The organism is Bacteroides sp. MSK.18.37 (assembly GCF_019129155.2).
GTDB classification, from domain to species: domain Bacteria; phylum Bacteroidota; class Bacteroidia; order Bacteroidales; family Bacteroidaceae; genus Bacteroides; species Bacteroides ovatus.
Window position 1 is genome coordinate 356,904 of record NZ_JAHOIB020000001.1, and the last position, 12,461, is coordinate 369,364.

Annotated in this window: 12 protein-coding genes; 4 read left to right on the plus strand and 8 right to left on the minus strand. The window is 41.3% G+C overall.

Features of this window, described 5'->3' with window-relative positions:
* Positions 1-92: 92 nt before the first annotated feature.
* The 5 genes from KSX81_RS01410 to KSX81_RS01430 all read right to left on the minus strand — a co-directional run bounded on the left by KSX81_RS01410 (position 93) and on the right by KSX81_RS01430 (position 6,113).
* Positions 93-647 (minus strand): hypothetical protein, encoded by a 555-nt coding sequence (locus KSX81_RS01410; RefSeq protein ID WP_229101816.1) that lies wholly within the window; start codon positions 645-647, stop codon positions 93-95.
* A gap of 410 nt (positions 648-1,057) precedes the next feature.
* On the minus strand, positions 1,058-2,305 hold the full coding sequence (locus KSX81_RS01415) for a site-specific integrase (protein ID WP_004320288.1): 1,248 nt from the start codon (positions 2,303-2,305) through the stop codon (positions 1,058-1,060).
* Entirely contained in the window at positions 2,302-2,868 is a 567-nt protein-coding gene (locus tag KSX81_RS01420; RefSeq protein ID WP_004320290.1) for a helix-turn-helix domain-containing protein, read from the minus strand. Before KSX81_RS01420 ends, KSX81_RS01415 begins: the two co-directional genes overlap by 4 nt.
* A gap of 214 nt (positions 2,869-3,082) precedes the next feature.
* On the minus strand, positions 3,083-4,996 hold the full coding sequence (dnaK, locus tag KSX81_RS01425) for a molecular chaperone DnaK (protein WP_004302085.1): 1,914 nt from the start codon (positions 4,994-4,996) through the stop codon (positions 3,083-3,085).
* Positions 4,997-5,324: 328 nt separating this feature from the next.
* Positions 5,325-6,113 (minus strand): META domain-containing protein, encoded by a 789-nt coding sequence (locus KSX81_RS01430; protein ID WP_211480664.1) that lies wholly within the window; start codon positions 6,111-6,113, stop codon positions 5,325-5,327.
* Between the two features lie 145 nt (positions 6,114-6,258).
* On the opposite strand from KSX81_RS01430, the gene KSX81_RS01435 reads away from it, so the two are divergent.
* From KSX81_RS01435 to recA, 4 genes are all read left to right on the plus strand, one after another.
* Complete coding sequence (locus tag KSX81_RS01435; protein ID WP_211480665.1) at positions 6,259-7,542, plus strand: hypothetical protein; 1,284 nt, start codon at positions 6,259-6,261, stop codon at positions 7,540-7,542.
* 97 nt (positions 7,543-7,639) lie between these two features.
* Positions 7,640-8,833: a saccharopine dehydrogenase family protein gene (locus KSX81_RS01440; protein ID WP_004302080.1), complete on the plus strand. Its 1,194-nt coding sequence runs from the start codon at positions 7,640-7,642 to the stop codon at positions 8,831-8,833.
* A 29-nt stretch (positions 8,834-8,862) separates the two neighbouring features.
* Positions 8,863-9,318, plus strand: a complete 456-nt coding sequence (gene bcp / locus KSX81_RS01445) for a thioredoxin-dependent thiol peroxidase (protein ID WP_004325328.1) — start codon at positions 8,863-8,865, stop codon at positions 9,316-9,318.
* 26 nt (positions 9,319-9,344) lie between these two features.
* Positions 9,345-10,379, plus strand: coding sequence for a recombinase RecA (recA, locus tag KSX81_RS01450; RefSeq protein ID WP_009000702.1), 1,035 nt, complete (start codon positions 9,345-9,347; stop codon positions 10,377-10,379).
* Between the two features lie 116 nt (positions 10,380-10,495).
* Here the strand turns inward: recA and KSX81_RS01455 are convergent, their stop codons facing one another.
* The 3 genes from KSX81_RS01455 to KSX81_RS01465 all read right to left on the minus strand — a co-directional run bounded on the left by KSX81_RS01455 (position 10,496) and on the right by KSX81_RS01465 (position 12,433).
* The gene (locus tag KSX81_RS01455) at positions 10,496-11,488 is read right to left on the minus strand and encodes a YeiH family protein (RefSeq protein ID WP_004302077.1); all 993 of its coding nucleotides are present in this window, start codon (positions 11,486-11,488) and stop codon (positions 10,496-10,498) included.
* A 120-nt stretch (positions 11,489-11,608) separates the two neighbouring features.
* A complete protein-coding gene (locus KSX81_RS01460; protein ID WP_211480666.1) occupies positions 11,609-11,983 on the minus strand; it encodes a YccF domain-containing protein in 375 nt (124 codons plus the stop codon).
* A gap of 18 nt (positions 11,984-12,001) precedes the next feature.
* Positions 12,002-12,433, minus strand: a complete 432-nt coding sequence (locus KSX81_RS01465) for a DUF1810 domain-containing protein (protein ID WP_211480667.1) — start codon at positions 12,431-12,433, stop codon at positions 12,002-12,004.
* Between the last annotated feature and the right edge of the window lie 28 nt (positions 12,434-12,461).

Consider the following 12,461-nt stretch of genomic DNA (forward strand, 5'->3'; position numbering starts at 1 on the left):
GACTGTCACTAAATAGAAAAAGTAACGTGATAGTAAGGCAGTATCAACCAAACTATCACGTTTTTACTTGCATTTAGCAGAATTATTGTGATTTATTCCTCTCTTAATATCTGTTCGATGGATTTGCAGATGGCATATTGACTTGCTGTCATGGAAACGTTTCTTCTTATCCTTGAAAGAGAAGAGGAAAGACAACTCGAAGTTATGAATTTCTCTGTTCCGTCCTTTTTGATACTGGTTAAGAAGCGACCTTCTCCCATGACATATTGCCAATTATTGTTTATCAAATGGTATTGAGCCATAGCGTCAAACAGTATGGCTACATTACGTACATTTTTTACACGGATAGATGCGTCCAAGTCGCACTTGAATAGGCGACACAACTCGCTACGCACATCACTGTTGTCGGCAAAATCAAATATGTCGTGACTTTGGACAAGTTCTACCAACAAATCCATCTGTCTGTCTGACAATTGGCATCCAAAAGTGAGGATGGACGATTTCTTTCGGGTAAGGATTGGCAGACCAGTACCCACATGTTGAAGAAACAACTCAATAAGTTCCTGCTTGGAATAATCTTCTTTTTTCTTGATTATTGACACACACTTAGAGTCTCTAAACAAAGTACCAATAATGCCAATTGCCATCTGTCGCGAGTTCTTACAACGTGCACAATCACAGTCAATATATTGGTGACTGCGCTCAAATAGTTCTATGAAGTACTCTGTCTTCATATGATTCTTTTCAGCTTGAAGATACCAACTTCTTGCGATCTCAAACAACTCATACAGTTCTCTGTAGAAGTCTTCTGTACACTCCACATGTTTGTGGACACGCTTGCTCTCTTCAAAAAGAGAGAAGCCAAAAAAGGCTGTCTTTTTTCATTTTTATCTGTTTATTGTTATAAATGTTTGGTTTCCACGAAAGGTTAAAGTGCCAAAACAATAGCATCATTACATAGAATGATGAAAATGAAAGGCACTAAAAACCACCTGTACAATAAAGGACTTATTGATACAAGTGGTCTTCTATACTAAGTGCTTACAAATGATAATCACTATTCATCTATGTCCAACTTAAAAGCTTCTGTAGCTTCATCTTTCTTCTTGTCAATTACTTTTGCGTAGATTTGCGTAGTTTTTACATTGGTATGCCCTAACATTTTGCTTACTGTATATATGTCTGTACCGTTAGCCAATTGTAATGTTGCATAGGTGTGGCGGAAGCAATGAAAGGTGATGTGCTTGGTAATCCCTGATGCTTTTACCCACCGTTCCAAAGGCTTTGATATCCATGAAGGGTCAGGCAGTCCGGCAAACACCAACAGTTCTCCGTCTTTCTTGCGCTCACCGCAAAGCTTGTATGCCTGTGGCGATATAGGCATGTATTCAACGCCCTTAGTCTTCTGCTGAGTGAAATTGAGACGGTACCCACCATTGTATTCTTCCACCTCTGACCATTTAAGCTTTTGAATATCGCTATGTCGCATTCCTGTCAGTGCAGAGAACAAGGCTGCCCGTTTTAGTATATCATCACACGGAGTCTTTGCCAATATATTAAGTTCTTCGAGTGACAGATACTCTCTTCGAGCACTCTGAAACATGATATTCTTAGCCTTGGCAGCAATATCACAATTCAGATAGCCATCCACGAAAGCTTGTTTGAGTGCCGCCTTGAAGATAGAGAAGTACGTCGATGCCGTATTCCTTGAAATAGTTCCTTTCTTAGAACCACCCTGCGGTGCCTTTATCAAGAAGGAACGGAATGCCTCAATATACTTCATGTCAATCTGCGAGAACTGTATGTAGTCACACTTGGCAAACATTGACAACAGTGTGTGCAATCTGCGCCAGTTGACAACTATCGATTCTGACGCAGTTTCCTCTCTTTCTTTGATTAGCTTCTCAATATACTCCAGAACATTGCATTTTGAGCGTTCGCTTTGTTCTGCCATTTCCATTTGCTGCTCAGTAAAGAGAGCCATATTGTCGTATTCTTTTTGACGCAGGACTCGAACGCCATCCGCATAAAGGCAAGTTTCCATATCTTGCTTGGATTTACACTGAATAACGCCATTGTCATCTCGCTTGGGCTTGTACTTTATTCTACCAGCAACGGCTCGCTCACTACGTCTTTTATCCCATATCGGAGTAGTAATAGACCTCCTGAGATATTCACGCACCCGTTTGGGTTTGTCACTTCCCGTCTCATAAACAGGATAAGCTTCAAGATAGATGAACCACTCATCTCTCCACTCACTTTTCTTTAATTTGACGGAGACTTTAGTATAATCTAATCTTTTCATAATGGTTTTATATCTTTATAAAGTTTGTCTATTGATTCCTTGTGAGCATACACATAATTACCGATTTGCCGGGTCGGTATTGAGTATTTTCGTATATGAGCATACACGGTGCTGTCATCCAGATGAAATTTCTTGGAAATCTCACCTATTGTATAGCAATCCTCTGGTTCCATGCGGTACATGGTAACTGGTTTCCTTGGGTTGGTGTCAAGCGGAGATTGCCGAAGTGGGTATAACTTCATCAATTCCGTTTTGCTGACCTTGATTTTGGCTCCTTTACGCTTAATAGATGAGATTCGGTTCAGTTTTATTAGCCGATAAATGGAATCTCGGCTAATACCAAACAAAGCATACGCTTCTGTTATTGTGATATAATCCCTATAATTGGGAATACTCTTGGCTATGCTGTCTAATTCCAACTGACGCTTTTCTTCATCATGCTTGCGTTTCCAAGCTACTTTGGAACATTTTGGCGAGCAATACCAAGACTCCAAAGTCCGTGCGAAGAATTCTTCTCCGCATACAGGACACTTCCGCACTATCTTATACTTTGATCCAGGCATACTAATATCTCTATGTTATTGTTACTAATTATCTTGCGCCCCATAGTTTCGCACATTATCTACTATAGTTTCGAGATACAAATGAGGTACAGATGTTTATAATAATAACGCAAAGATAGCAATATTATTGTGTACGGCCAAAAACAAGAAAAGCGTGTAACTCATTGAGCTACACGCTTTCCTTATGATAATGTATTCTTATTTCTATAGGAGCTTACTTCACTTCCTCGAAGTCAGCATCCTGAACGTTATCTCCGTGCTTGCTGTTATCTTGCTGGCCAGCACCACCATTCATATCAGGACCAGCCTGTGCTCCACCTTGCGCACCGCTCTGTGCATACATTTCAGCACTTGCAGCCTGGAAAGCAGTATTGATTTCTGCCATAGCAGTATCAATAGCAGCCAAATCTTGTGCCTTGTGAGCATCTTTCAATTTCTGCAAAGCAGCTTCAATCGGAGCTTTCTTATCAGCAGGCAACTTATCACCTAATTCTTTCAACTGATTTTCAGTAGAGAAGATTACGCTGTCAGCCTGGTTCAGCTTGTCGATCTTTTCACGTTCTTTCTTATCTGCTTCAGCATTAGCTTCAGCTTCAGCCTTCATCTTTTCGATTTCTTCCTTGCTCAAACCGCTGGATGCTTCAATACGGATAGCCTGTTCTTTACCGGTAGCCTTATCTTTTGCAGATACTTTCAAGATACCGTTGGCATCGATATCAAATGTAACCTCAATTTGAGGAACACCACGACGAGCCGGAGCAATACCTGTCAAGTTGAACTGACCGATTGATTTGTTCTGTGCAGCCATCGGACGTTCTCCCTGTAATACGTGGATAGTAACTTCCGTCTGGTTATCGGCAGCAGTAGAGAATGTTTCACTCTTACGAGCCGGGATGGTAGTGTTAGCATCGATCAACTTAGTCATTACACCACCCAGTGTTTCGATACCCATTGACAACGGAGTAACATCCAACAATACCACACCTTTGATTTCGTCTGTCAAAACAGCACCTTGTACAGCAGCACCAATTGCTACCACTTCATCCGGATTCACACCTTTAGAAGGAGCCTTGCCGAAGAAATCCTCTACCAATTTCTGAACAGCCGGAATACGTGAAGAACCACCAACAAGGATTACTTCATCAATATCAGCATTGTTCAAACCTGCATCACTCATTGCCTTCTTACATGGTTCAAGACAAGCCTGAATCAATTCGTGAGCCAAAGATTCGAATTTTGCACGAGTCAAAGTCTTCACCAAGTGCTTAGGCACACCACCCACCGGCATGATATACGGCAAGTTGATTTCTGTACTTGTAGAAGAGGAAAGCTCAATCTTAGCTTTTTCAGCAGCTTCTTTCAGACGTTGCAAAGCCATCGGATCCTGAGTCAAGTCAGCACCTTCGTCGTTCTTGAATTCCTGTACCAACCAATTGATGATTACCTGGTCGAAGTCATCACCACCCAGGTGAGTGTCACCATTTGTAGAAAGTACTTCAAACACACCACCACCAAATTCGAGGATAGAGATATCGAATGTACCACCACCAAGGTCGAATACAGCAATCTTCATATCTTTGTGAGCCTTATCCAGACCGTAAGCAAGAGCTGCGGCTGTCGGTTCGTTTACAATACGTTTTACTTCCAGACCGGCAATCTGTCCGGCTTCCTTAGTAGCCTGACGTTGAGAGTCGGAAAAATATGCAGGAACGGTGATTACTGCTTCTGTTACTTCCTGACCGAGATAGTCTTCGGCAGTTTTCTTCATTTTCTGAAGAATCATAGCAGAGATTTCCTGCGGAGTGTACAGACGTCCGTCGATGTCAACACGCGGAGTGTTATTGTCACCTTTCACTACTTTATAAGGAACACGAGTCACCTCCTTCTGTACCTGATCCCAAGTTTCACCCATGAAACGTTTGATAGAGAAGATTGTACGTGTAGGGTTCGTAATAGCCTGACGTTTTGCAGGATCACCCACCTTACGTTCACCGCCATCTACGAAAGCGACAACAGAAGGAGTCGTACGTTTACCTTCACTGTTTGCAATTACTACAGGTTCGTTACCTTCGAATACGGCAACACAAGAGTTTGTAGTTCCTAAGTCAATACCAATAATTTTTCCCATGATCGTTATTTTTTTATTTATTATTTATTCATTGATTTCTTTTTGTCCGGTTGTTTCTCCGGCTCTTATCAAGGAGCCTCGTCGCGAACGGACGCTTACTAAAAAGCAAACCGTGTGCCAAAAAGAAATTATACGAATGCATGACATAATATCTGCCAAAAAGACAGTTTTAATAAATAAACACTGCTGACATAGTCATATTCAAAGCCAGTCAGCAACTGTTTCTTTAAACAAATGCAGACGGCTCTGGTTCGATGAAAGGAAAAAAATATGCCTGTGTCGTCATGTGAGACACAGGCATATCCTATTATATAGATCGATCTATTTATTACTTTTCCAGCACGATAACCAATGCACCATTTGCATCATACAAGCCAATGCCGCCACCGGACAACACATCGAATGACTTCACCTCATTGATAGCTTTCAGCACCTTACCTTCTGTTTCCATGTCCGGACAAGTCATCATTGTACTTGCTACTCCCGGGAAAGAAATTGATTTGGCATTACTGGTACTGGTTTCAAAACCACCATTAATCAAATTACATCCGGCATTGCCATGAATTGTCTTTTTCTTCACATCAAAAGCAATGAAAGGTTGTTTTTCCATTCCGGAAGGAATTGCTTCACCATTCACTTCTTTTATTTTCCATTCTCCATTCAAAACCGAAAGTTTCACATCAGCCTCCTTCTTTTGTAGAACGACAACCGGACGGTTGGACGAATTGCAAAGATACACTTTGTCCTTACCTGCCTTTTTATACCCTTTTACTTGCGCAAAAGCATTCAATACATTATTTTCAGTAGTCATATCCGGACACATCATCCGAGTACTAGCCATTCCTGTAAGTTCAAGACTTCCCGGCTTCGCATTTACATCGAAGCTACCCATCATCCGATTACAGCCGCTATTGCCGGACACACGACCGGTTGCTGTATCAAAAGCGATAAAAGGAAGGGATTTACTTTCGCCCGGAGTGATTTTCGAGCCATTGACTTCTATGATATTCCATTCACCATTGATAGATGACAGGGGAATTGCCTTCTCAACCGAACGGCACGAAGACATTGCAAGTGCTGCACCAGCAATGCAAATTGAAACAAATACTTTCTTCATATTGTTATAACGTTTAAGTTAAAATCGAGGGCAAAGATATCAAAAAGATTGGGAAATAACATCCAATGCAACATAAAATATATACATTTGCCAGTAAATGTACAACAAACGAACAATTTACATAGTTCACTTAAAGTAAACAAATATGAGAATAATTGTCCTGTCTTTGATTCTATTCTGCTGTGGTACGTCTCCTATCATAGCCCAAAGTGATTACATCGTCACTACTCCTTCTGCACAGGAAATCCCTGTAGGCCAAGAAGAACAGTTTATCAAAAGTAACTTTCCGTTGCTACCGCTGGGCAAATGGACACCCGGGATGAAATTTATGTTCGTTCCATCTCCACGGAGCATGTTCCTTCCCACCCTTTCCAGCTACGAGACCGAGAAAGGGGTAGACAACAGCCTGCTGAAACATAAAATACTCACTTTCACGGGAACTGAAGAGAAAGCTCAGAATATCCCCAACGGGACTAACTACTCCACTCGCTTCATCTTCGAATGTGAGGGAGGAAAATATTATTATGAGATAAAGAATATGCGGCTGGAGGAGATCTCCGAAAAGGCTCCCCGTGCCGGCATCAACGGATTGGTTTATCTGAAAGATGTGGATACTGCAAAAGAACTGTTGGTAGGAAAAACTGTCTATATACAAGCAGAAAGCGTCCGGATAGACGATGCCAACAATTATTCCGGCTACCGGGATATAGCCATTCCCGTCAATACGGAAGCAACGATTACCGCTATTGGGGTCGGCAGTCAGGCATATCCGGCAAAAATCGTATTCAAAGATACACAGGGACATTCTTATTATCTGGAAGTTGCCCTTTCACGAACAAACTCCGGCATGGACCTGAATGATTTTCAAGGAGAAAAGAGAATGAAATATTTCTCAAATGCATTCAGTTTCACCAATAAGAGTCTGGGCACTATCGAAAGCCTGAAAAATAAATATATGGGAATGACAGTTTATCCTAAAAAGGTGCTGCCAGCCAAAAGAATTATATCTTTTGAAGACAAGCAGACCGAATCACGCGTTCACCTGCCCCGATATACAGTTCTGCAAATCAAAGATATTAGATTATCTCCTCCCGGCAGTCTGGCTGTTCTCTCATTAGAAGACAAGGACGGAGCAATCTATGAATTGGAAACCGATCTGAAATATGATGTTATCGTCAGAAATGAAAATTATATCGAAGACTTTTTCGGATTCGAAGATATACATAAAAAATATCCGGGTATCACAGAAAATCGTTGGCAGATTATCTCCCGGGGAGATCTGGAGACGGGCATGAGTACAGTGGAATGTCGTTTATCCATTGGTGATCCGATAGAAATCGAGCTGAAAAAAGACAATCGTTTCGAAACTTGGTTCTACAATGGCAAAACACTGGAATTTGAAAATGGAACCTTGCAGCGTTACAAATAAAAAGGGGTAGCTGCGAATGATTATCTGAAAATAATCACGTATATTTGCAAAGCTAACAATTCCAATATTCTTAATATTTTAATTCGCAATTAACGAAATGGGTAGAGTTCTTATTATTGGTGCGGGCGGTGTTGGCACTGTCGTTGCGCACAAAGTGGCACAAAATGCCGATGTATTTACAGATATCATGATTGCCAGCCGTACGAAAGAAAAATGCGATAAAATCGTCGAGGCAATAGGTAACCCCAATATAAAAACAGCTAAAGTTGATGCAGACAATGTAGATGAGCTGGTAGCCTTATTCAACGATTTCAAACCGGAAATGGTGATTAATGTGGCTCTCCCTTATCAGGATCTGACTATTATGGAAGCTTGTCTGAAAGCTGGAGTGAACTATCTGGACACCGCTAACTACGAGCCGAAGGATGAAGCTCACTTTGAATACAGTTGGCAGTGGGCTTACCACGATCGCTTCAAAGAAGCAGGTCTGACAGCTATTCTCGGTTGCGGATTCGACCCGGGAGTAAGTGGCATCTATACCGCTTATGCAGCTAAACATTATTTTGATGAGATTCAATATCTGGACATTGTAGACTGTAATGCGGGTAACCATCATAAAGCATTTGCTACGAACTTCAATCCGGAAATCAACATCCGTGAAATTACACAGAACGGACGCTATTATGAAAATGGCAAATGGGTAACTACCGGTCCGCTGGAAATTCATAAAGACCTGACATATCCGAACATCGGTCCCCGTGATTCTTATCTCCTTTATCACGAAGAACTGGAGTCATTGGTGAAACATTACCCGACGATCAAACGTGCACGTTTCTGGATGACTTTCGGACAAGAGTATTTAACTCACTTACGCGTTATCCAAAACATCGGTATGGCACGAATCGACGAAGTTGATTACAACGGAGTGAAGATTGTGCCGCTACAATTCTTGAAAGCTGTATTGCCTAACCCACAGGATTTAGGAGAAAACTACGAAGGAGAAACCTCTATCGGTTGTCGTATCCGCGGTTTGAAAGATGGCAAGGAACGTACTTATTATGTATACAACAACTGCAGCCATCAGGAAGCTTACCGGGAAACTGGTATGCAAGGAGTGAGCTACACCACCGGAGTTCCGGCAATGATCGGAGCGATGATGTTCTTCAAAGGTGAATGGAAACGTCCGGGTGTAAACAACGTAGAAGAGTTCAATCCGGATCCGTTTATGGAACAACTCAACAAGCAAGGTCTTCCCTGGCATGAAGAGTTCGACAAAAATCTGGAATTATAAGAGTAGACCTGTTCATTAAAAAGATAGTTATGATAAACGTAGGAGATAAAGCACCGGAAATCTTAGGCATCAATGAAAAAGGCGAAGAAATCCGTTTAAGTGCTTATAAAGGAAAAAAGATTGTGTTGTACTTCTACCCGAAGGACAGTACATCGGGTTGCACCGCACAAGCGTGTAATCTGCGCGACAACTATTCCGAACTACGTAAAGCCGGCTATGAAGTAATCGGTGTCAGCGTAGACAATGAAAAGTCGCACCAGAAATTTATCGAAAAGAACAATCTTCCTTTTACCCTGATTGCCGACACTGACAAAAAGTTAGTGGAAGAGTTTGGAGTATGGGGAGAAAAGAAACTGTACGGACGTGCTTACATGGGTACTTTCCGCACTACTTTCCTGATTAATGAAGAGGGAATCGTAGAACGGATTATCACTCCTAAAGAAGTGAAGACCAAGGAACATGCCTCACAGATTTTAAATCAATAACTCCATTAATTATATAAGAATAAGGTATGGCAAAGAAAGATGAACTTAATTTTGAAACAGATAATAAAATGGCATCAAGCGAAAAACTAAAAGCCTTACAGGCTGCCATGGAAAAGATAGAAAAGAGCTTCGGTAAAGGTTCTATCATGAAAATGGGAGATGATAGTGTTGAACAAGTAGAAGTGATCCCGACAGGCTCTATTGCCTTGAACGTGGCACTTGGTGTTGGAGGTTACCCTAGAGGTAGAATCATCGAAATCTATGGCCCGGAATCATCCGGTAAAACAACATTGGCTATTCATGCCATTGCTGAAGCGCAAAAAGCTGGCGGTATCGCTGCTTTTATTGATGCCGAGCATGCTTTCGACCGTTTCTATGCATCTAAGCTGGGAGTAAACATTGATGATCTTTATATCTCTCAACCGGACAATGGAGAACAGGCTTTGGAAATTGCAGAACAACTGATCCGTTCTTCTGCTATCGACATCATCGTTATCGACTCTGTAGCCGCACTGACTCCTAAAGCGGAAATCGAAGGTGACATGGGTGACAATAAGGTAGGTCTTCAGGCACGTTTGATGTCTCAGGCTCTCCGTAAGTTGACAGCTGCAGTGAGCAAGACACGTACAACTTGTATTTTCATTAACCAGTTGCGTGAGAAGATCGGTGTTATGTTCGGTAACCCGGAAACAACGACTGGTGGTAACGCTTTGAAGTTCTATGCTTCCGTACGTTTGGATATCCGTGGTAGCCAACCTATCAAAGATGGTGAAGAGATCCTTGGTAAACTGACCAAAGTGAAAGTAGTGAAGAACAAAGTAGCGCCTCCTTTCCGCAGAGCTGAATTTGACATCATGTTCGGTGAAGGTATCTCCCACTCCGGAGAAATTATCGACTTGGGTGCTGAACTGGGAATCATCAAGAAGAGTGGTTCATGGTATAGCTACAACGACACTAAGTTAGGACAAGGACGTGATGCTGCTAAACAATGCATTATGGATAATCCTGAACTGGCAGAAGAACTGGAAGGACTGATTTTTGAAGAATTGAAGAAGAAATAAATAGCTTTAGATCTGCTTATCCGTAGGCTGAAAGCTAAATAAATAAAGGTGGGAGAAAGTCGTATACGATCATTCTCCCACCTTTTTCTCTTTTATATCATTCTCTCTTTTATCTCTTATACAAAATAAATATATGCTAATGTACTCAAGCTGATAATTATCCAAAGCAATATTCCTTGAATCAGAGGTTTAATTCCAACGGCTTTCAGAACATCAATAGAAAGAGAAGCACCGATAAAGAACATAGTTATCGTCAAAGTCTTACGGGCAATACCGTTGATAGCTGCTCCTAATTGTGGCACTCCATCCAGTAAATAAGTATTTACCACCAATGCCAATACAAAGAAGAGGATGAACCATGGAATACTGATCTTTTGTCCTTTGCTCTTGAATATAAATGAAGTAGCAAAAGCCATCGGGATAATCCAAAGAGCACGAGTTAATTTGATAGTAGTAGCCACCTTCAATGCTTCTTCTCCATAAGCAGCTCCCGCGCCTACTACAGAACTGGTATCATGAATGGCAATAGCTGCCCATGTTCCGAACTGTTGTTGATCCATATTCAATGCATGACCAATGGCAGGGAAAATGAAAAGTGCAATAGCATTCAAGATAAAGATTGTACCTAATGCCACAGACATTTCACTGTCCTTCGCTTTCAACACCGGTCCCACTGCTGCGATAGCACTACCACCACAGATAGCGGTTCCCGAACTGATAAGATAAGCTGTATTCCGGTCTATTTTAAACAATTTACGTCCGATGAACCAGCCAATCACCAATGTTCCGATTACTGAAATGACCGTAAATTCCATACCTTCCTTACCGGAAGCTAAAGCAGAATGAAGGTTCATACCGAATCCCAGTCCTACTACTGAATATTGTAACAGATATTTCGATGTTTTCTTATTAAACTTTGGATGTGCTTGTCCGCAAGTTAATGCAAAAATAAGTCCGAGGAACAAAGCAACGGGAGGAGTTACCCAAGCCGACCATGCTTCCAATCCCGGAATATAGTCTAAAAACAGGAAGAAAGTCAGAGTGGAAAGCAGCGCAACATAAATCATCTTATTATTTGCCTGCAAAGTTTTTGTAGCTGTTGAAATCATATCTTTTTGTCTTTAATTGTTTTCCGGGTGCAAAGGTACGGTAAACAATCAAGACCCACCAATAGTTTCTAATTATGCATTATAACTTTTAATTATAAACATACTCTCCCCCAACTACTCTTACACTGTTACAATGTCTTTCCCAAAAGGCGATAATGCCAAAGCTGCCAACTTGAAGTGTTGTAATCCAAAAGGGATTCCGATAATGGTAATGCACAATATAGCCCCGAAAACCAAATGTGACAGACAGATCCAAATGCCACCCAGAAATATCCACAGGATATTCATCAATATATAGAAGCAGCCACCGGAACGGTTCCCACTTCTGACTTCTTTACCGAAAGGCCATAAAGCAAGTCCGGCCAACTTCAATGTTTGCATTCCAAAAGGAATGCCGATAATGGTCAGCATCATCAATAAACTCGAAATGAGGTATTCGACAGCAGTAAAGATACCACCAAGCAGCAGCCACAATAGATTCATTAAACAGCCCATATAAAATAGTATTAGTTATTATTCCAATTTTCTTTTTGTTGTCTCATCCACTTTACCCTGATAATAATGGTCGATCACTTGCTGAAACAAATCATCCGAAGCAACTTCATTAAAAAGCGTCATGCATGACAATACTTTCATCGCATCTAACGAACCGAAAACTTCCTGCGCCGTTTTATTCTTCAATTGAAGAAAAGCAGACGTTATTTCACGAAGTCTTTCTCCCAAAATTGGATGGGCAAGATATGCTTCAGCCTCTTCTTTGCCGCTAAGACCATAATACTGTGAATTATAACTCATGCCCAATCCTTTCAGTTGAGGAAATATATACCAAATCCAATGGGAATATTTCCGCCCGTTTCTAACTTCTGCAAGGGCTTGTTCATAATCACCTCGCTGGGCATCTAAAAATCGTTGTAAGTTATAGTCAGTCATAGATACTTCTCGCATTTTTTTAAGTTATCATACTTTCAGGAGA

Bases quoted from the DNA above. Each gene is read 5' to 3' on its own strand.
- KSX81_RS01435 (WP_211480665.1), top strand. From the start codon at position 6,259: ATGAGAATAATTGTCCTGTCTTTGATTCTATTCTGCTGTGGTACGTCT.
- KSX81_RS01420 (WP_004320290.1), bottom strand. From the start codon at position 2,868: ATGCCTGGATCAAAGTATAAGATAGTGCGGAAGTGTCCTGTATGCGGA.
- dnaK (WP_004302085.1), bottom strand. From the start codon at position 4,996: ATGGGAAAAATTATTGGTATTGACTTAGGAACTACAAACTCTTGTGTT.
- recA (WP_009000702.1), top strand. From the start codon at position 9,345: ATGGCAAAGAAAGATGAACTTAATTTTGAAACAGATAATAAAATGGCA.
- KSX81_RS01440 (WP_004302080.1), top strand. From the start codon at position 7,640: ATGGGTAGAGTTCTTATTATTGGTGCGGGCGGTGTTGGCACTGTCGTT.
- KSX81_RS01455 (WP_004302077.1), bottom strand. From the start codon at position 11,488: ATGATTTCAACAGCTACAAAAACTTTGCAGGCAAATAATAAGATGATT.
- bcp (WP_004325328.1), top strand. From the start codon at position 8,863: ATGATAAACGTAGGAGATAAAGCACCGGAAATCTTAGGCATCAATGAA.
- KSX81_RS01460 (WP_211480666.1), bottom strand. From the start codon at position 11,983: ATGGGCTGTTTAATGAATCTATTGTGGCTGCTGCTTGGTGGTATCTTT.
- KSX81_RS01430 (WP_211480664.1), bottom strand. From the start codon at position 6,113: ATGAAGAAAGTATTTGTTTCAATTTGCATTGCTGGTGCAGCACTTGCA.
- KSX81_RS01415 (WP_004320288.1), bottom strand. From the start codon at position 2,305: ATGAAAAGATTAGATTATACTAAAGTCTCCGTCAAATTAAAGAAAAGT.
- KSX81_RS01410 (WP_229101816.1), bottom strand. From the start codon at position 647: ATGGCAATTGGCATTATTGGTACTTTGTTTAGAGACTCTAAGTGTGTG.
- KSX81_RS01465 (WP_211480667.1), bottom strand. From the start codon at position 12,433: ATGCGAGAAGTATCTATGACTGACTATAACTTACAACGATTTTTAGAT.